The sequence below is a fragment of the Paenibacillus sp. GCM10027629 genome (genome assembly GCF_042676425.1).
GTDB classification, from domain to species: Bacteria; Bacillota; Bacilli; order Paenibacillales; family Paenibacillaceae; genus Paenibacillus_K; species Paenibacillus_K terrigena.
In genome coordinates this window covers 2,014,334-2,033,742 of sequence record NZ_JBHTGZ010000009.1, presented here as the reverse complement: position 1 = coordinate 2,033,742, position 19,409 = coordinate 2,014,334, and the positions used below count along the sequence as shown (strand labels likewise).

Here is a 19,409-nt window from a genome sequence, read left to right as displayed (position 1 = left end):
CAACATGGCCATTCCCGTTTATATTGAAGGTGATCAATCGATCGAATTTAAATAAATCATGGGTGGTAATGGACAATGATGGTTAAAGTCGGGAGTCGTGAATTAGAACTGAATGGACCGCATTTAACAGAGTTACGAAGCTCGAATGATATTTTAGATGATGTACATGCGCTTCGTGAACGTATGGAAGAAGACGGATATTTGCTCATTCGTGGATTTCATGACCGGGAGCAGGTGTTAACTGCGCGAAGAGCGATTCTAGAGAAAATGAATAAGATGGGCAAGCTGGAGCGAGACACACTCCTCGAAGAAGGCGTCATTGCCGATGGCAGCAAAAGTATCTTTATGGGTGGTACGAATGAAGACTTGCCAGAATTGCTGAACGTATTGAATGGAGATCATGTGATGCGCTTCTTCGATGAATTACTTGGCGAGCAATCGCTGACGTATCATTACAAATGGCTGCGAGCTGTAGGCTCAGGCGATTTCACTGGAGCGCATTATGATATCGTCTATATGGGACGCGGTACGCATAACGTATATACAGTGTGGTCACCAATCGGCGATATCTCTTACGAGATGGGCGGTCTTGCGATGTGTCTAGGCTCGCATCGATTCGACAGTCTCAAGAACTCCTACGGTACAAAGGATTCGGATCGAGATGGCATTGGACATTATACAGACGATCCGCTCGTGATTACCGAGAAATTCGGCGGACAATGGGCGACGACGACGTTCGAAGCGGGGGATGTGCTGATCTTCGGTATGTTCTTGATGCATTGCTCCTTGGAGAATACGACCAATCAATATCGCATTAGCGTTGACGCGCGGTATCAATCGGCTACAGAAATCGTCGATGAACGTTGGAGCGGGAAGAAACCACGGGGGCACCATAAATAAGCGAGTAAAGGGGAGTTTAAGTTGGAATTGAAGATATATCACGCGTTCTGGGGTATGGAAGGAACGCTGCGGGAGAAGATGGAGCGCGCGGCGCAGCATGGATATGACGGGGTGGAAGTGGGGCTTCCTTCACAGGATGATGAGAATGAGTTCAATGAGCTTCGCGAGGAGCTGGGGCTTGGTTACATTCCGCAGATTTATACGCATGGCAATCATGAAGAATCCTTCTTGGCTCAAGTGGAGCGAGCTGTCAAATTTCGTCCGCTCTTGATTAATTCCCATAGTGGCAAAGATTATTGGGGTGAGGAAGAACAAGATCGGTTCTTCGCTAATGCTGTGCAAGTCGAGAAACAATTCGGGGTGCCGATCGGCCATGAGACGCATCGCGGTCGGACCATGTTCACGCCGAGGTCGACGGCAAGACTACTTCGTACATTCCCAGATCTCCGGATTACCGCAGATTACAGCCACTTTACGTGCGTCTGCGAATCCCTCCTCCATGATCAAGAAGAGGATATGTCTATCATTATGGAACGGACGATTCACCTGCATGCAAGGATCGGGTTCGAACAAGGGCCACAGGTCCCGCATCCAGCCGCGCCTGAATATGCCTATGCATTGGAGCGTTTCGAAGGCTGGTGGGAGACGATTCTACATCGTAGGAAGATGGAAGGGCATCAGGTCACGACGATGACCCCTGAATTCGGTCCTCCTGGTTATATGCCGAGAATTCCTTATACAGGGCAACCTGTAACCGATCTGTTCGAGGTTAACCAATGGATGGCAGGTAGAGTGCGCGAGCGTTTTCAGAACGGATAAAGATTCACATCCAATATAAAGGGGCTGTTCCACTGTAGAGAGAACCTACAGATTGGAACAGGCCCTTTTATGCGATGATTACGTAATGGTATAGTTCGGCTTCGCTTTCAAGAAATGCGGGTTCTCCCCAGCAACCATGAGTCCCATACCCCAGTCGAAATGGACATTTTCCGTCGGGAAATCACTCGCGTCTTTGTATTGGAACAAGACGTTTCTCCGCGTTCGAGAGCTGCGGTTCGGGTCCGATCCGTGGATGGTCAAATAATTAAAGAACAATACGTCCCCTGCTTCGGCAATGCAAGGCGTTCCGTCTTTCGTCGGATATTCCTTGTGATTCAGATAATGGGAGCCGAGATGGGGGAGGGATCCAGCCTTGTGTGAGCCTGGGATAACGCGCAGACAACCGTTTTCTTCATCGGCATAATCAAGATGGACACTCGCCGCTAACATCGAATGATTTGCATGCGGGAAATAGGGGTAATCTTGATGCATCGGGAATGCGGCGCCATTCTCAGGCGGTTTGACCAGCATTTTGGAATGATGCAATTGGACATTGGGACCGATGATCTGTGTAAGAACCGCCCGCATATTCGGGTGCACAACCGCACGCGTAAATGAAGCATCATGATAATGCACATCATGAAATCCTTTCAGTACGAGCTTCTTCAATTGCTCTGGCGGGAGATACTCACCTTGCCAAGCTGCGTTCCAATCAGCCTTCGACTGTGCAGCGCGTTGAATAATTCGCTCAACCGCCCCGCGCATCTCCTCGACTTCTTCAAGATTGAATACCCCCTTCACGAGTAAGTATCCATTCTCTTTATAAAATTGCACATCTACGGGTTGAATCATCTACACGCCTCCTTGGATATGATACGAGCAATTTTGTGTGATTACACTTATAATGATAAGGATTATAATGATCTGTTGTCTTTTTTAAAAACGGACATTTTTTTGTAAAATAAGGTCATATCAGTTAGGCGGGAATACCATGTACCTATATAAAGAAACCAATTCCATGCTCAATGAAATTGCAACCGTATTGCAGACGAACGATGCTTGTTTTAAGGTGCACTACTGGGGCGTGAATCCACAGCTATTTGATAATCCGGTTCACAAACATTCATTCTTCGAAGTCTGCTATGTCCTCACAGGTGAAGGGACATATACAGATGATGGGGTGGACTATCCGATTCAGAGCGGTACACATTTTTGTTCGAGGCCAGGGGTTACTCATCAAATTCGTACACAGGAAGGGTTGTTTCTTCTCTATGTGGCCTTTGAATTGGATGAATCGTTGACTCACGGCACCATTCGGGAGGCCTTTGAAGCGCTGAGTGAATATGCTGCGGTATGTGTGCATCAGGACGATCTCCATCCAACGGCGTTATTGTGGAAGTCTTTGATGCTGCAAGATGGCATGACAGGGAATCTCCCTGCCGCGGCGATTGGCACGGTTGCCTATTCGTTGATCCTATCGTTTCTTGCGCTATTCGGCGTACAGACACAAGAGAGGATGGCCAATATGCAGCGGAAGAATACGAATATGCTGCTCCAGCAAGCCAAGCTGTATATACGAGATAATTTAGCTGGCACAATCGGCCTCACGGATGTCGCTCGTTATTTAAATGTCTCAGAACGGCATTTATCGCGTCTATTCTCAGCTGGAATTGGCGAGACTTTTACAGATTTCATCCGGCATGAGCGTGTACGTCAAGCGACTCGACTCTTGCTCGGTACCGATCTGCCGATTAAGCAAATTGCTGAACTTACTGGATTTTCTTCGGTTCATTATTTCACACGGGTGTTCATGGAGGACAAGAAGCTGCCGCCAGGCCGATTCCGTGAGACGAAGAATAACATAACATCATTGATACAGAAGGATTAGGTGCTGATATGGATAAGGATTTTATTCTGTCCAGAGGATTACTGACCTTGTTGGATACGGAGCAGCGTTGGTTTACTTTTGCAGAAATGGAGAAGGAGCTCATGGTATCCGATAAGACGATTCGCAAGCTCGTCGAGGAGTTGAGTCAGCAATTGCCGTCTGCGATGGCCATTGAAGTGTCGCGTGGAAGGGGCATGATTCTGCACCGTGACCGCCGAAGCACGACGATCCAGGAAGTCATTGCCCAGTTGTTCAAGCAGACTTCTTATTATCGGTTGATGCATCTGTTATTCACACAAGGGGGACGCATTCGTGCGGAGGAAATTGCGGAATCAATGTTCATGAGCACCTCATCCTTTAAGAAATTCATTGTACAGTTGAATAACCAAGTGCTGAAACCTTTTCATCTGCGGATCACATATGCGACCCCTGCGTTCAAAGGCCACGAAATTCATATTCGATACTTCTTGTGGAAAATATTCTGCGAAGCATATGCCTATACAGGATGGCCATTTGCAAATACGGATTTTGATACATTGAACCATTTCATTACCGAGATCGAAGCTGAGAACCGGATTGTGTATTTCCTGAATTCCAAGCGTAATTTAGCTTTCCTGATTGCGATTGTAATCGAACGGATTCGACAAAGACATCCGGTGCACATTGAGGAGGAGCAATATGAATGGACAGAGAGCCTATTTCATCGACCGCTCATTGAGCTAGCCAAGAAGTTAGAACATACATACCAGATTTCCCTGCCAAAGGATGAGATTTTCTTCCTAACCTCGTTATTCAGCTTGAGTCAATATAACAATCAGGGCTCAGTTAACTCTGCAGCACGTACGCATTCTCGGCAGGAAGAGCTCATGATATCGATGCGTAATCAGCTTTTTCCGCTATTGATGCAATCTTTTCCTACACTGCATATGGACGAGCGGTTTATCCAGGAGATGGGTGAATTCTTCGAAAAATTGATCATCGATAATGCGATTCCGGAACTGATGGATGTCTCCCAGAATCATCTTACAACATATGTGCAGCAGTCTTGTCAGCATGTCTATGATGAGGTGCAGCGCTGTATGGCGCAGTGGAATCACTATTTTTCGCTGATCCATCTGAATGAATTCCATTTGACCAAGCTCACCTTACTCGTCAGCTCCAGTCTGCGATATAAGAGCAAGAACGCTTTTCTTATTATCGGAGAGGAGTTCTCCGTCCGCCATTACGTCGCGAATCTCATCAAGAAAGAAATTGGTGATCAACTCACCATTCATACGACTATTATGGAAGGGTTAACCGATGACATTGTGAAGCAGCGGCAGATTGATTTTATTATCAGCACGTTCCCGCTATCGATCAAGAGCGTTCCTACCGTGATTATCGCGACGATTCCGACACGTCGAGATCTGGATAATATCCGCCAAGAGCTGCTGATGTGAAGGTGTTGGTCCTTTTTCTTCCGTAGCTTACGCCAACTTTTGGTCTAGTTTGTTCCTCGGATTCTTCTTATGATGTTCATGTAAGCGATTTCGATCAGCAAGATGATGAGGGGGAATAACAACATGAGTATTCACATGGAAGCACAAGTCGGTCAGGTCGCGGAGCGCGTCTTACTACCAGGCGATCCACTGCGTGCCAAATTCGTCGCGGAACATTTCTTGGACGATGTCTATTGTTATAACGAAGTGAGAGGGATGCTCGGTTATACCGGAATCTATAAAGGTGTACCTGTCTCAGTGCAAGGAACAGGGATGGGCAATGCCTCGATGAGCATTTATGCGACTGAGTTGATTAAGGACTATGGGGCAAAGAAGCTGATTCGGATCGGGACATGCGGAGCGATGCAGAAGGAGCTCCAGATTCGTGACATTGTGTTAGCGCAGTCCGTATCCTCCGATAGCAACATGACGGAAAAAATATTCCATGGCTGCAATTATGCGCCGACTGCAGATTTTCACATGTTAATGAAAGCGTATCAATTAGCTGAGTCACAGCAAGCGAAGGTACATGTCGGCAACATTTATAATTCCGATGAATTCTACCGCGAGACGTTAGATCGTCTGCATAAATTCATGGAATTCGGCGTCCTGGCGGTGGAGATGGAGAGCACAGCGTTGTATACGTTAGCAGCAAAATATGGGGTTCGAGCATTGACCATACTGACGGTCGGCAGCCAGCTCTTGACGAATGAACGTTCATCGCATAAGACGAGTGAGCAATCGTTTAACGGCATGGCAGAAATTGCGCTGAATACGATCATTGCAGATGTGTGATGCGTTTCAATCACAGTTATTGTGAATGGATTCACACAATATGGAAATGGGGGAACTACTATCATGAAATATGGTATCGCGCTAATCGGGCTTGTTGTTGTTCTACTCCTGGCTTGGCTCGCAAGCAGTGACAAGAAAAAGATTAAATATCGTCCCATCCTGATCATGATCGTGCTTCAGATCGTCTTTGGTCTGCTGCTGCTTAAGACAAGCATTGGGGAATATTTGGTTCGGGGGTTCGCGAATGGGTTCGCCAAACTATTAGGATATGCGAATCAAGGAACGGATTTCGTATTCGGCGGTTTGGTGAATGAAGGGATTCATTCGTTCTTCTTCCACGTGTTAATGCCGATTGTGTTCATGTCGGTGATTATCGGGATTTTGCAGCATTACAAAATCTTACCGTTCATTATCAAGTACATTGGTCTTGCGCTTAGTAAAGTGAATGGTCTTGGCAAGTTAGAATCATACAATGCGGTAGCTTCCGCCATCTTGGGACAGAACGAGGTCTTCATCTCGTTCAAGAAGCAAATTGGGTTGCTGCCTAAGAATCGATTGTATACCTTATGCGCGTCTGCAATGTCCACGGTGTCCATGTCGATCGTTGGTTCTTATATGACGATGTTGAAGCCGGAATATGTTGTGACGGCGCTCGTACTCAATTTGTTCGGCGGATTCATTATTGCATCGATCATTAACCCTTATACGGTGGAACCGGAGGAGGATTTGCTAGAAGTCCAGCAAGAAGAGAAGCAGACCTTCTTCGAAATGCTCGGGGAATACATTCTCGATGGATTTAAGGTGGTTGTGATCGTTGGCGTCATGCTTGTCGGATTCATTGCGCTCATTGCGATGATTAACGGAATTTTCAGCGGAATCTTCGGCATCTCGTTCCAAGGAATTCTCGGTTATGTACTTGCTCCGATTGCCTTCCTAATGGGTGTCCCTTGGAGCGAAGCGGTTCAAGCTGGAAGCATTATGGCGACGAAAATTGTAGCGAACGAGTTCGTAGCCATGCTTGATTTTGTCAAAATCCAAGGTGATTTCAGTGAGCGAACAAATGCCATCGTCTCCGTGTTCCTCATTTCCTTCGCTAACTTTGGTTCGATTGGTACCATTGTTGGTGCGGTGAAAGGGCTTCATGAGAAACAAGGCAACGTGGTCGCAGGCTTCGGTCTTAAATTATTGTATGGTGCAGCACTCGTTAGCTTCTTATCTGCCATTATTGTTAGTATTGTGTTCTAAACGAGCAATTAGCCCCAGAAAATCATGAAACTCGGCGCACCGATGCGATGAAGGGATAGAAAGGGCGATTCCATCACCTATTAGGTCCTCCTCAGCGATGAGGGGGATTTGTCATTCGTGTACAGCTTGGATATGATGATAGAGATATTCTTATCTTGGGGAGGCGATGTCATTGTTGAAAGGGCTTACGCGTGCGGGAATCGGTGGATCCTTGAGTGACGAGCATTTGATTCAATTGGCTGCACAATATCAATTTGAGGCTGTAGATCTGGAAGCACTTGGTTTCATTGAACGCAACGGCATGGAACAAGCGAAGGCACTATTAGCCGTGAATCGGATGCGGATCGGTTCGATTAGTCTGTCTGTACAGTGGAGAACAAGCGAGGATGCATTTCAAGAAGGCCTGAAGCGTCTGGCACAAGAAGCTGCGGCCGCAGCTGCGCTAGGATGCACAAGCTGTTGCACCTATATTCTACCATCGACGGATTTGAAATCAGCGCATTTCATGGCTCTCGCGATTAGAAGACTACGGGTGTGTGCACAAATTCTAGGGGCGTATGGCGTTCGGTTAGGTCTTGAATTCGTTGGACCGCATCACTTGCGTACAGCATGGGCGAATCCGTTCATCTGGACGCTCGAAGAGACATTGGATCTGATTGATGCGATTGGCGAGCCGAATGTGGGTCTCCTGTTCGATGCCTATCATTATTATACGAATGAGCTGACCGTCGAAGACATTCTGAAGTTGCGTGCGGACCAGATTGTCCATGTACATATCAATGATGCGCCGCCTGTCCCGGTGGAGCAGGTGTTGGACAATGACCGGTTGTACCCAGGGGAAGGTGCGATTGACCTGGTTGGGTTCTTACAGGGATTACATAAGATTGGTTATAAGGGTGTTGTTTCCCAGGAAATCCTAACGCCAACGGCGCCAACGGATTCGCCAGAGGTATTAATAGAGCGGTCCAGACAAGGATTCGAGAAAGTGTTTGGTGCAGCAGGGTTAATAGCCCGTTAAATACAGAGAAAGGCCTCACAGCGTGTTCGCTGTGAGGCCTTTTATCATTCACAGTCCCAGTCTCTTCTTACCATGACGGCTGCGCCAGCCGCAACCGCGTCTTCTCCCAGCTCACCTGGGGAGAAGTTGGGTTGATAGGCAGGAGAGTAATAAATATTTTTCTTCGCCACATGCATGATCGTGTCGTAGATGACGGGATCTGCATGAATAAGTGGTCCTCCCAGAATCACTTGCTCAGGGTGGAGAACATTGATGAGGTTGGCGACACCGATACCTAAGTAGGTTGCGGCTTGAATGAAATGCTCCTTCACGAGACGGTCTCCTCCAGCAAGTGCATGGGTGAGCAAGTCGAAGTGGATTGCTTCCGGTTCATAGATGCGCAAGAGGGTATCCCGCCCCATTTTCACCTGTGTTCGCACTTGCTTCTCGAGGGCTTGAATGGATGCGTAAGCCTCCAGCGCGCCATAGTTGCTGTCTTCTTGCAGACGTGGACCATCCGTCTGGATGATCATTTGTCCGAAGGAGCCCTCCAAGTCAAATGCACCACGAACAATCTGGCCGTCAGACATCATGGCTGAACGGAGTCCAACTCCCGCGTGAACATAGAGCATATGCTTCATCTGCTCGGCACGCAGCGCATAATGCTCGCCGATGAGCGCCGTGTTCGCACCATTATCCAGTTGGGCAGGAATACCGAGTCGTCTCGTCATCCATTCACAGATCGGGACATGCTGCCAACCTTCCGCAGGGAAGTGAAGCGGCGTCAAGATCATTCCGTTCGTCTGATCGAGCGGGCCTACAGCGCCGATGCCAATGCCGATGACAAGTCTCGGATGGATGCCGTGCTGATGCAGCATTTCTTCGATTTGATCGGCGGCGCGCTCGAGCAATACTGTAGGGGTCATCTGCGCATCCATTTTCCAGCGGGTATAGGATAACCGGTTCATCTGAAGATCATAGAGCGCGACGGACGAACTTATCCGAGAGATTTCAAATCCAATCATGAATCGAAAAGTTGCATGAATTCGATAGAGGATCGGTTTCCTACCGCCGGTTGAACTGCCGAATCCCGAAGCTTCAATAATGCCTTCAACAATCATCTCTTCCAATAGTCGTGTCAAGCTGCTGCTCGTGACGGCGAAGGCCTGAAGGAGCTCCGCTTTGGATACGGTATCCCGTGCTGCGATATAGTCGAATATGAGTTTCTTTGTCGTAGGTATTGCGTAGTTCAAATGCTTCACCGCCCATCTATTAACCAAGTAATCAGGTAGGATATGTATATTATAATTATACCGTTAGATTGCAGAGATTTCCAGCCTATGATATTTCAATATGAACTTAATTCCATTTCATTATAAACAACTCGGAATTAATGGTATAAAAAGATCGTATCGAGGGTATAAAACTTTCTTTAATGGTTGTTTATCACAAACTTAATGTCAGAATGGAATAAAGATAGTATACTATAAAAAGAGGAACTTGACTGCATGACTTGGAGGTGGGGATGTGCGAACAACCGCATCGAAACAATTAAAAATATATACACAAATATTTTGGACTTTCTGCCGCATCGGCCCCTCAACGTTTGGCGGCGGTTATGCCATGATCCCAGGAATTGAACGAGAAGTCGTAGAGAAACACGGATGGATGCGAGAGGAAGAGATGAGTGATCTCGTCTCGATCGCAGGATCCGCGCCTGGCGGCGTGGGGGTGAACCTGGCAGCGTTCATTGGATACCGTCTCGCTGGTGTGATGGGAGCCATTCTCGCTGTTGCGGGTATTGCATTGCCTACGTTTTTCATCGTGTTCGCGCTTAGCTTAGGATACTCGATGTTTCAAGATCATCCGAAAATCGAAGCGGCGCTTAAAGGGATCCAAGGCGGCGTGATTTCTCTAATTATTATTGCTGCCTATAAAATGGCCAAGACAGCCCTGTTCGATAAGACAACTGCAGCCGTTGGCATTAGTACGGTGGTTATGTTAATTATGACGCCTATTCATCCGATCTATTTGATTGCCATCGGACTCGTGATTGGTCTCGTTGCTGTGCAGGTGAAGAAGCATCTAGGTATGCAAGTGTATACAGAGCAGCGTGAATCCAAGCAACAGGAACCCGAGCCGATATATCCGGAGTATTACATCTAACAGGAGTGAACGGTATGTTATGGCAGTTATTTCTCGTCTTCATGAAAATAGGGCTGATCTCCTTTGGCGGCGGATACGCCGTTATTACAATTATTGAGCATGAAGTCAATCTCAGGCATTGGATGAGTGCATCCGATTTTCAAGAAATTGTTGCATTGGCGGGTATGGCACCAGGGCCGATCGCAACGAATAGTGCGACCTTAATCGGATATCGAACTGCAGGGATTGGGGGTGCGATTAGCTCGACACTCGGCATGATCTTGCCATCATTAATTATTATCATTATTCTTGCAGCATGTTTTGGTCGGCTGCATCACAATCGCTTTGTCAAATCTTCCTTTTATGGCCTCAGACCCATTGTGACAGGCCTTATCGCGTATGCAGCGATACATTTTTGCATATTATCGAGCTCGGAGCCGGGATTAACTTGGTCGACGCTTGCGACATTGCTTATTTGCGCAGGGTGTCTATACGGTATTATTCGGTTCAAAATGCATCCACTCATGGTTATTCTGGCCTCGGCCGCAGCAGGAGTCATTCTTTTCTAGTACAGTGTGCAGCTGTCTTGAGGAGGGTGGCTTTTTATTTTTCGTAAAAGGATTTGTTTATTCATAGGACTTGGTGTCGAGCAGAAATTGGTATATGATGGTAGATGTGAACGTTTTGTGAAGGGAAGATGATGTATGGCGACTTACATAGCGCTGCTGAGAGGGATTAATGTCAGTGGTCAAAAAATTATAAAGATGGAGCATTTACGGCAAATATTCGAAGCTCTGCCGGTGCACAACGTACGGACGTATATTCAGAGCGGCAATGTGCTCTTTGAGGCAGAAGAACAACCGACAGATTTTTTATCGGCACAGATTGAACAGACACTTCGCGATGCGCTGGGCTATGACGTACGAACCGTCGTCCGATCATCGGAGGAGCTTGCGGAGGTAATCGCGCGAAGTCCGTATGCAGGTGAAGTGCAAGGTGAGAAGGAGAAAATATATGTGACTTTTCTGTCTGCGCTGCCATCGGAATCGAATATTGCACAGCTCATGACGTTCAAGAGTGATGTCGATGATTTTCAGGTTTCAGGGCATGAGGTCTATATTCGATGTCGCGAGAGCTATGGCAAATCAATCTATTCGAATAATTTCATGGAGAAGAAGCTAGGGGTGGCCGCAACGACACGCAACTGGGCGACCGTTAATAAATTGCTAGCACTCGCAAAGGCCTAGTAAAAAATAACGTGAAAGGAACGATGACGATGGCGAACAAAGGAAACGAGTACACATTATTGTATGTGGCTGATCCAGAGGCATGGACGACATGGCTTGAAGATCATCATACGACCTCGACTGGCGTGCGACTGCAGATTGCGAAGAAAGGTGCGACCCGAACGACGCCAACGTATAGCGAAGCATTGGATTGTGCGCTCTGTTACGGTTGGATCGACAGTCAGAAGGAGAGTTATGACGAAGAATTCTACATTCAGCGATTCGGCCCTCGATCATCTCGGAGTATCTGGTCCCAGGTCAACAAAGATAAGGTGACACGTCTGATCGCGGAAGGTCGAATGAAACCTGCAGGCTTGCAAGCCATTGAACAGGCGAAGGCCAATGGACGATGGGATGCGGCATACGCACCGCAGAGCGAGAATCAGATGCCTGAGGATCTGGAAGCAGCTCTGAATCAGAACAGTAAGGCCAAGGCATTCTTCGAGACGCTAAACCGTACGAACCGATATGCGATCACGTTCCGGTTGCAGAACGCCAAGAAGCCGGAGACGCGGAAGAAGCGGTTGGACCAGTTCATTGCTATGCTGGAAGCTGGGGAGAAGATATATCCATAGGGATTGGATAAGGTCGGCCAGGATTCTGGCGGGCTTTTTTTGTGTTCAATCATTTAATTCTTTTTTCTTGACTTTTGGGTAGGTGATAGATATATAATGAATTCATTAATCGTAAACATTACTATTAAGAAATGATAAGGAGTGTACTATGACAGAAAATAGAATTCCGGTTACCGTATTAAGCGGATATTTAGGTTCCGGTAAAACGACGGTGCTCAATCATGTGCTCAATAATCGACAAGGCTTGAAGGTTGCTGTCATCGTCAATGATATGAGTGAGGTCAATATCGATGCCGAACTCGTGAAGTCAGGCACCAATCTATCGAGGACAGATGAGAAACTAGTCGAGATATCGAATGGCTGTATCTGCTGCACATTGCGGGATGATCTCTTGGTTGAAGTTGAACGGCTTGCAAAGGATGGGAGATACGACTATATTCTCATTGAATCGAGCGGAATTAGTGAACCGGTGCCTGTCGCACAGACGTTCAGTTACGAAGACCCGGAGTCGGGCATTAATCTTCCCGAGCTCGCGAAGTTAGACTGTCTCGTTACCGTTGTGGATGCTAATCGATTCTGGCATGATTTCTCCTCGGGTGAGACGCTGTTAGATCGTGATCAGGCTGTCGGTGAAGGGGACCATCGGGACGTCGTGGATCTGCTCATTGATCAGATTGAGACCTGTGATATCTTAATCTTGAACAAATGCGATCTTGTCGATGAAGCAGGATTAAAGACGTTAGTGGGCGTGCTGCGTAAGCTGCAGCCGAATGCTAAAATCATTCAGACGGTGAACGGTCAGGTGGATCCGAGCGAGATTTTGAATACAGGACGATTCGATTTCGAACAAGCCAGTATGTCCGCAGGCTGGATTCAAGAACTGCAAAAGGAGCATCATACACCAGAGACGGATGAGTACGGCATTAGCAGCTTCGTCTATCGTCGGAGAAGACCTTTTCATCCTGAGCGGCTCGCTGATTTCATGTCGGAATGGCCAGAAGAGGTTGTTCGGGCGAAAGGCATCGTATGGCTCGCGGCCAAAGGCGATGTCGCTGCCAACCTAAGCCAAGCCAGCTCATCGATTCAGTTTGGGCCAGCAGGATATTGGGTTGCGTCGCTGCCGAAGCTTGATCAAGAATATATTCTAAGCACGGAACCCGATGTATTGAAGAAATGGGATCCCACTTGGGGGGACCGGATGAATGAGGTTGTGTTCATTGGTATAGCGATGGATCAAGCGGAAATTGAAGACCAGCTCGATCATTGTCTAGTTGATGAAGTAGAGCTATTGCAAGACTGGTCGCAATTTGAGAATCCGCTGCCTTGGCCGGTAGATGCGTTGCTTCAAGAGCAAGGATAGTGTTTGTTCACCTTATTAAATCGTAATTATTACGGTTTTGTGCTCGTGCAGTATTAACGAACTAGATCAATATTGGATCAGCCAATATGTGAGCTCTATGAGCAGCGTATTGGCTTTTTTCATGTTCATGCCAGGTAATAAGTGGTATTATTAGGGATTGATGGGTGATATAAGGAGGGAATAGTGTGATTGTTTGGATTAATGGCGCATTTGGCGCAGGAAAAACGGAGACGGCGAATGCACTTCATCAGAGGGTTCCGAATTCATTCGTCTATGATCCGGAGAATGCGGGGTATTACATTAGAGCAAGCTTGCCAGAGGAGCTTCAGCTGGATGATTTCCAGCAACATCCCGAGTGGCGCGAAATCAATTATACGATGTTATCCAAAATGGAACGATCGTATTCTGGATTGATCATTGTTCCTATGACTTTGGTGAATCCCGAATACTATGAAGAGATTATCGGGAGATTGCGAGCAGACGGTGTGATCGTACAGCACTTTACACTCCGTGTGTCGAGAGAAGTATTGCTTCAGCGTCTAGCACAGCGAGGTGATGGGCCAGAATCATGGCCTGCGAAGCAAATTGAACGTTGCATGGAAGGACTCTCGTCCTCGATATTCGAACAATATATAGATACAGATGAAATAACGACAGACCAAGTCGTGAACCGAATTGTAGATTTGGCGGGTCTTGGCTAGATATAAAAGGAGGGAGTCAGAATGGACCCTTTTGGTGGACTGGGGTTTGGAGGACCGTCTATTTTTGTTCAAGTCGTAAAAACAATTATCATATTGGGATTCATAGGTGCATTTATTTATTTCATCGTTAATGCGGTTGGTGCAGCAGGGAAGTGGTCATCGAATAATGCTTCAGATTTGGTTACAAGACCATGCAAGGTCGTCGCAAAGCGCTCCAAGGTCTGGGGCGGATCCGGTGATTTCAGCGCCAATACAGATTACTTCATTACCTTTGAGTTCGAGGATCGTTCCAGGCTCGAGCTTCAAATCCGAAATGAGCAATATGGGCTAATTGTTGAAGGTGATGTTGGAGAAGTAAGTTATCAAGGGACCCGATTCAAACATTTTGAACGGAAGCTGTAAAAGTCTAAGCGATGATGGCATTCTCACTGAGAATGAATTTCAGTTTTTATGAAAAAAGGGTTGCAATCGACTACAAATCCGTTATAATGATGATAATGATTATCATTCTAAAGTAATGCGAGGTGTGGTTGACGTGGAATATTTGCTTCCGATAACATCAGCATGTTTGCTGCTTCTAGGCGCTGTATGTATGTTCATTTCGATGAAGAATGATCAGCGGATGAGACAGAGCTTCAAGAAGAGCCGTAGCGTGGTATCCTAGTCACCGCATCGATGCAGTGAGAATACATATCCCCAACAGATGGCATGAACGATTTATCGTCATGTCGATTTGTTGGGGATTTTTTTTGTTTACAACTGCTGATTCCTAGATTATAATAATTATAAATAAGTTTCACGCAGTAAACTTTGTTGCGTAGTGTAAAAATGAATATCATTCTCAATCATGCTGCTTTCCTACCCAGGGAAGCAGCATGCGTCTTATTTAGGGTATTAACAACGAATCTCATTCTCAATGACAAAGGAGATAATCATGATGAATCAATCCGTAGAAATGTCTCGCCTCTCGGACCAGGTGGTAGACAATAAAGCAGTGAACTCGCACTGGGAGGAATGGAAAGCGAAATATGGTGAGGGTGCAGCCGCATTGCTGAGTGGTGCGATGGCGCTTGGTGCCTGGTTCGTGACTGATCTTTGGCCTATTTTCTCAATCATCTTATATTCAGCGGCATTTATCGTTGGCGGTTACGTGAAAGCGAAGGAAGGTCTCGAGACGCTTGTGAAAGAGAAGGATCTCGATGTGAACCTGCTTATGATCGTTGCCGCATTAGGTGCTGCATCCATCGGATATTGGGCGGAGGGCGCGATGCTGATCTTCATCTTTGCCTTGAGTGGTGCCCTTGAGACCTACACTATGAACAAGAGCTCAAGAGATATTTCGGCACTGATGGACCTCAAACCTGAGAATGCCCGTGTTATTCGTGAAGGGCAGGAATTGCTCGTGTCCATTGAAGCATTGCAAATCGATGATGTGCTGCTCGTCAAACCAGGTGAGCGAGTTCCAGCAGATGGTATGGTTACCGAAGGGAGTTCCTCCATTAACCAAGCTTCTATTACAGGTGAGAGTATTCCAGTAGATAAAATAGTTGGCGATGAAGTGTTCGCAGGGACATTGAACGGCGAAGGTGTTATTTTCATCCAAGTGACGAAGACCAGTGAATCCAGCCTATTCTCCAAAATCATTCGCATGGTTCAAGAAGCACAGCAAGAAATGCCGAAGTCGCAAGTCTTCGTAGAGAAATTCGAACGGATGTATGCACGGATTATCATTCTCGCGACGTTGTTGTTGATTGTCGTTCCGCCGCTTATCTTCCAAGATACTTGGAGTGCTGCGTTATATCGCGCGATGGTCTTTATCGTCGTCGCTTCTCCTTGTGCCTTAGCCGCTTCGATCATGCCTGCAATGCTATCCGCGATTTCGAATAGTGCACGTAAAGGTCTTCTGTTCAAAGGTGGAGCGCATATTGAGAATTTGTCCCGTGTCAAAGCGATTGCATTCGATAAAACGGGTACACTGACGATCGGTCATCCGGTGGTTGCGGAAGTGGTCTCATATCAAGGTCTGACTTCACAGGAAGTGCTGGAAATCGCGGCATCACTCGAGAGTTACTCGAATCACCCGATTGCGAAAGCCATTGTTGACCATGCTGGAAGCGATGCGTTGCAAGGTCATTCCATTTCAGATTTTCAGTCGATCACAGGCTTTGGTCTTCAAGCCAATCGGAACGGAATTGCATGGAAAGTCGGTAAACCAGCTTTTATGGAATCCGATTATTTATGTGAAAATGTCATGATGGATATCGAACGGATGGAGAATGAAGGGAAGACGCTCGTCGTACTACAGAATCCATCGGGAATCGCAGGTATTATCGCACTACAAGATCAGATTCGCCCAGATACGTCACGTGTAATTCGAGACCTTAAAGCCATTGGCATCCATACGGTCATGTTAACAGGGGATCAGCAGAAGACCGCAGAAGCGATTGGCAGACAGGCTGGAATCCAGCAGGTGTACGCCGATTTGCTGCCTGAGGATAAGCTGTCGATTATTAAACAATTGAAGCAGTCACACCACTATGTAGCCATGGTCGGTGATGGTGTGAACGATGCCCCCGCACTCGCGACCGCTTCAGTCGGCATTGCGATGGGCGCAGGCGGGAGTGATGTTGCCCTCGAAACTGCTGATCTCGTATTGATGAATGATGACCTCAGCAAGCTGCGCGATGCGATTATTCTAGGCAGACGATCACGTAGGATTGTGAAGCAGAATCTCGTATTCTCAATTACGGTCATCGTAGCTTTAATCGCAACGAACTTTATCTCAGGCATTCCACTTCCGCTGGGTGTCGTAGGGCATGAAGGCAGTACAATTCTGGTTATTCTGAATGGACTTCGGTTGCTGAGATAGAAAAAATGCAAAGAAGATGAGAAAAGGCTCATTCCAGCTGGAATGAGCCCTTTGCGTCATTATAATTTAATTAAAATTTCAAAATACATATTGCGTTATAGAGTAATTATTATTACTATATAGAGTAAGGAGGTGCTAAAAAATGGATGAAGATTTACAGCTTAACGTTCCGCTATTACGAAGACGTGTTCCGAACCTAACAACTGCGGCACGGACAGCTGGTTTAAGAGCTGCGACCGTCTCCAATTTATGTACAGGCAAAATTCCAATCGGTCGGGCTGAAGTGAAAACGTTAGTAGCCCTTGCGACACTTGCAGGGTGTAGTCTGGATGAACTCATTATTCGAGGGAGTGGGATACGGATGATTGAGACGGGAATTAAGGCTTTGGATTTGCTTGCACCGGTTGTTCGCGGAGGTACGGTTGGTTTTGTGGCGCATCCGAATATGGGGCAGCTCGTATTATTGGCTGAAGTTATGCTTCGATTGAGAAAACGCGGCTTCGCGACGGTATTCTGGAACCCAGGTTCAGATGCTCCAGGAATGGATCATATTCTTGCACAGACAGAGTTCCATCATAGTACGCGAGAAGAGATCTATGAGCGAATCGTAAGTCTTCGAGATGAGAAGGATGTCGTGTTAGGTGTAGATCGAAGTACCGTGTTATCGGGCGAATTGTTCTCCCTCCGTGAAAGTCTTAAGGAAGTTGGATCTAGACCGATCACGATTGCACTCGTCGATATGAATTGTGAGGTTGTGGATGAGCAAGATGCCTATGGACCTCTGGATACGTTGTGGCGGTTCGATGCGGACCTTATTTCTCGTTCTATTTATCCGGCCATTGATCCAATTGTCTCCACCTCTACGGTATTAGAAGGTGCACATTTGGACGCGATTCATCTCACAACACAGCAGCGTGCACGGAAATTGCTGCGTCGCTACCGCGAATTAAGATCACTCGTCGCTGCACATGGATTGGATAAAATATCAGAGGCTGATACACAATTGTATAAGCGTGGCGAGCGACTAGAATCTTTCCTTGCACAGCCATTTTTTGTCGCCGAACCTTATACGCAGAAACCTGGCGAGTGGTTATCGCTCTATGACACATTAGAAGATGTACGGCGGATTTTGGATGGTGAGATGGATACTGTTGATCCTTCAGAGCTGTTTTTCAGAGGCCGGTTAGAGGTTAGAGCTTAAATAGAGGAATTGAAGATTTGTAGAACCACAGCCTCGGCTGTGGTTTTTTGGTATGCGGCGAAAAAAACAAAATAGTAATTGACAATGATTAACAAGCTGAATATGATAAGCATAAGAAATGAATGAATCGTTCATTCATAAAAAGCCAAATCTATTCAAAGGAGATCGATAAACGTGATAAAATCCAATGAGAACAAAAAGTGGACAGTAGCTGGCAAGTATGTTGTCATTACGGGAGCAACAAGCGGCATCGGCTTGGCAGCTGCGAAAGAGCTTGCAGTTCGCGGCGCTAACCTTGGGATCGTGGCACGGAGTGAGGCGAAGGCGAAGGATCTGGCGGATGAAATCCATGCCATAACAAAAGGCCGCGCAACCGTGGATATTTTTATCGTGGATATGGCTTCTCTGCAATCGGTTCGTGAAGCGGCCAGCGAAATCCTAGCGAAATGTCCGAGAATTGACGTCCTGGTTAATAACGCAGGCGCTTTATTCGATAAGCATCAAATGACGGTCGACGGCTTCGAGATGACTTGGGCGGTCAATCATCTGGCCCCATTCCTGTTTACGACATTGCTCATTGATCGTTTGAAAGAAAGCGGGCCTGCCCGTATCGTGACAACCGCATCCCATGGTCACAAAATGGCGAAGAAAGGCATCAACTTCGACGATTTGAACGCGATTGGCCTCTACAGCTTTCCGCAAAGATTTATGGGCGGTTCTACCTTCCGCTACGCTGAGACGAAGCTGGCGAACATCATGTTCACAGTGGAATTGGCTAGACGACTTGCAGGTACAGGAGTAACGGCACATTGTTTTGATCCAGGGCTCGTTGCTACGAATTTCAACCAGAACAATGGCATGATGGCTCGGATGACCATGGCGATGATGAAGAGATTTTCCCGCACCCCGGAGAAAGGGGCCGAGACGCTGGTGTGGCTCGCAGATACGGATGAGATCAACGGTCACAACGGTTGCTATTATACTGATATGGCAGTTACCGTGCCGGCTCAGCCTGCTCAGAATCAAGAAGCCGCTAAGCGATTGTGGGAAGTAAGCAGGGAACAGCTACATCTCTCGTAGAATTTATAATTCATAGCATTTCATATATAAGCGACAATGATTGTCTCCATTCATTGGAAACAGCAAATAA

The 19,409-nt window shown here is 46.8% G+C and carries 19 protein-coding genes; 17 read left to right on the top strand and 2 right to left on the bottom strand.

The window, feature by feature from the left end; translation table 11 throughout:
* Positions 1 to 75 precede the first annotated feature (75 nt).
* A complete protein-coding gene (locus ACFQZR_RS19005) occupies positions 76 to 900 on the top strand; it encodes a phytanoyl-CoA dioxygenase family protein (protein ID WP_379348601.1) in 825 nt (274 codons plus the stop codon).
* 21 nt (positions 901 to 921) lie between these two features.
* Positions 922 to 1,719, top strand: a complete 798-nt coding sequence (locus ACFQZR_RS19000) for a sugar phosphate isomerase/epimerase family protein (RefSeq protein WP_379348599.1) — start codon at positions 922 to 924, stop codon at positions 1,717 to 1,719.
* 78 nt (positions 1,720 to 1,797) lie between these two features.
* Here the strand turns inward: ACFQZR_RS19000 and ACFQZR_RS18995 are convergent, their stop codons facing one another.
* Complete coding sequence (locus ACFQZR_RS18995; protein WP_379348597.1) at positions 1,798 to 2,571, bottom strand: phytanoyl-CoA dioxygenase family protein; 774 nt, start codon at positions 2,569 to 2,571, stop codon at positions 1,798 to 1,800.
* A 139-nt stretch (positions 2,572 to 2,710) separates the two neighbouring features.
* Between ACFQZR_RS18995 and ACFQZR_RS18990 the strand changes: the two genes are divergently transcribed.
* The 5 genes from ACFQZR_RS18990 to ACFQZR_RS18970 all read left to right on the top strand — a co-directional run bounded on the left by ACFQZR_RS18990 (position 2,711) and on the right by ACFQZR_RS18970 (position 8,143).
* Positions 2,711 to 3,607 carry a helix-turn-helix domain-containing protein gene (locus ACFQZR_RS18990; RefSeq protein ID WP_379348595.1) on the top strand — a complete coding sequence of 299 codons (897 nt, stop codon included), beginning with the start codon at positions 2,711 to 2,713 and terminating at the stop codon, positions 3,605 to 3,607.
* A gap of 8 nt (positions 3,608 to 3,615) precedes the next feature.
* A complete protein-coding gene (locus tag ACFQZR_RS18985) occupies positions 3,616 to 5,046 on the top strand; it encodes an AcpB/EbpR/MafR family transcriptional regulator (protein ID WP_379348593.1) in 1,431 nt (476 codons plus the stop codon).
* A gap of 123 nt (positions 5,047 to 5,169) precedes the next feature.
* The gene (gene deoD, locus ACFQZR_RS18980) at positions 5,170 to 5,880 is read left to right on the top strand and encodes a purine-nucleoside phosphorylase (RefSeq protein WP_018755006.1); all 711 of its coding nucleotides are present in this window, start codon (positions 5,170 to 5,172) and stop codon (positions 5,878 to 5,880) included.
* A 63-nt stretch (positions 5,881 to 5,943) separates the two neighbouring features.
* Positions 5,944 to 7,125: a NupC/NupG family nucleoside CNT transporter gene (locus ACFQZR_RS18975; protein ID WP_379348590.1), complete on the top strand. Its 1,182-nt coding sequence runs from the start codon at positions 5,944 to 5,946 to the stop codon at positions 7,123 to 7,125.
* A 172-nt stretch (positions 7,126 to 7,297) separates the two neighbouring features.
* The gene (locus tag ACFQZR_RS18970; protein WP_379348927.1) at positions 7,298 to 8,143 is read left to right on the top strand and encodes a sugar phosphate isomerase/epimerase family protein; all 846 of its coding nucleotides are present in this window, start codon (positions 7,298 to 7,300) and stop codon (positions 8,141 to 8,143) included.
* A 44-nt stretch (positions 8,144 to 8,187) separates the two neighbouring features.
* On the opposite strand, the gene ACFQZR_RS18965 is transcribed toward ACFQZR_RS18970, so the two are convergent.
* On the bottom strand, positions 8,188 to 9,402 hold the full coding sequence (locus ACFQZR_RS18965) for an ROK family protein (protein WP_379348588.1): 1,215 nt from the start codon (positions 9,400 to 9,402) through the stop codon (positions 8,188 to 8,190).
* Between the two features lie 247 nt (positions 9,403 to 9,649).
* On the opposite strand from ACFQZR_RS18965, the gene ACFQZR_RS18960 reads away from it, so the two are divergent.
* The 10 genes from ACFQZR_RS18960 (at position 9,650) to ACFQZR_RS18915 (ending at position 19,339) form a co-directional block, all read left to right on the top strand.
* Positions 9,650 to 10,288 (top strand): chromate transporter, encoded by a 639-nt coding sequence (locus ACFQZR_RS18960; protein ID WP_379348586.1) that lies wholly within the window; start codon positions 9,650 to 9,652, stop codon positions 10,286 to 10,288.
* 14 nt (positions 10,289 to 10,302) lie between these two features.
* The gene (locus tag ACFQZR_RS18955; protein ID WP_379348584.1) at positions 10,303 to 10,836 is read left to right on the top strand and encodes a chromate transporter; all 534 of its coding nucleotides are present in this window, start codon (positions 10,303 to 10,305) and stop codon (positions 10,834 to 10,836) included.
* 135 nt (positions 10,837 to 10,971) lie between these two features.
* Positions 10,972 to 11,514: a DUF1697 domain-containing protein gene (locus ACFQZR_RS18950; RefSeq protein WP_379348582.1), complete on the top strand. Its 543-nt coding sequence runs from the start codon at positions 10,972 to 10,974 to the stop codon at positions 11,512 to 11,514.
* 29 nt (positions 11,515 to 11,543) lie between these two features.
* Positions 11,544 to 12,128 carry a YdeI/OmpD-associated family protein gene (locus tag ACFQZR_RS18945; protein WP_379348580.1) on the top strand — a complete coding sequence of 195 codons (585 nt, stop codon included), beginning with the start codon at positions 11,544 to 11,546 and terminating at the stop codon, positions 12,126 to 12,128.
* 148 nt (positions 12,129 to 12,276) lie between these two features.
* The gene (locus ACFQZR_RS18940; RefSeq protein ID WP_379348578.1) at positions 12,277 to 13,488 is read left to right on the top strand and encodes a GTP-binding protein; all 1,212 of its coding nucleotides are present in this window, start codon (positions 12,277 to 12,279) and stop codon (positions 13,486 to 13,488) included.
* Between the two features lie 185 nt (positions 13,489 to 13,673).
* The gene (locus ACFQZR_RS18935) at positions 13,674 to 14,189 is read left to right on the top strand and encodes an AAA family ATPase (protein WP_379348576.1); all 516 of its coding nucleotides are present in this window, start codon (positions 13,674 to 13,676) and stop codon (positions 14,187 to 14,189) included.
* A 21-nt stretch (positions 14,190 to 14,210) separates the two neighbouring features.
* Positions 14,211 to 14,591, top strand: a complete 381-nt coding sequence (locus ACFQZR_RS18930; RefSeq protein ID WP_379348574.1) for a DUF2500 domain-containing protein — start codon at positions 14,211 to 14,213, stop codon at positions 14,589 to 14,591.
* A gap of 535 nt (positions 14,592 to 15,126) precedes the next feature.
* A complete protein-coding gene (locus ACFQZR_RS18925; RefSeq protein WP_379348925.1) occupies positions 15,127 to 17,058 on the top strand; it encodes a heavy metal translocating P-type ATPase in 1,932 nt (643 codons plus the stop codon).
* Between the two features lie 142 nt (positions 17,059 to 17,200).
* Positions 17,201 to 18,259: an ATP synthase beta subunit C-terminal domain-containing protein gene (locus ACFQZR_RS18920; RefSeq protein WP_379348572.1), complete on the top strand. Its 1,059-nt coding sequence runs from the start codon at positions 17,201 to 17,203 to the stop codon at positions 18,257 to 18,259.
* A gap of 174 nt (positions 18,260 to 18,433) precedes the next feature.
* Positions 18,434 to 19,339, top strand: coding sequence for an SDR family oxidoreductase (locus tag ACFQZR_RS18915; protein WP_379348570.1), 906 nt, complete (start codon positions 18,434 to 18,436; stop codon positions 19,337 to 19,339).
* Positions 19,340 to 19,409 lie beyond the last annotated feature (70 nt).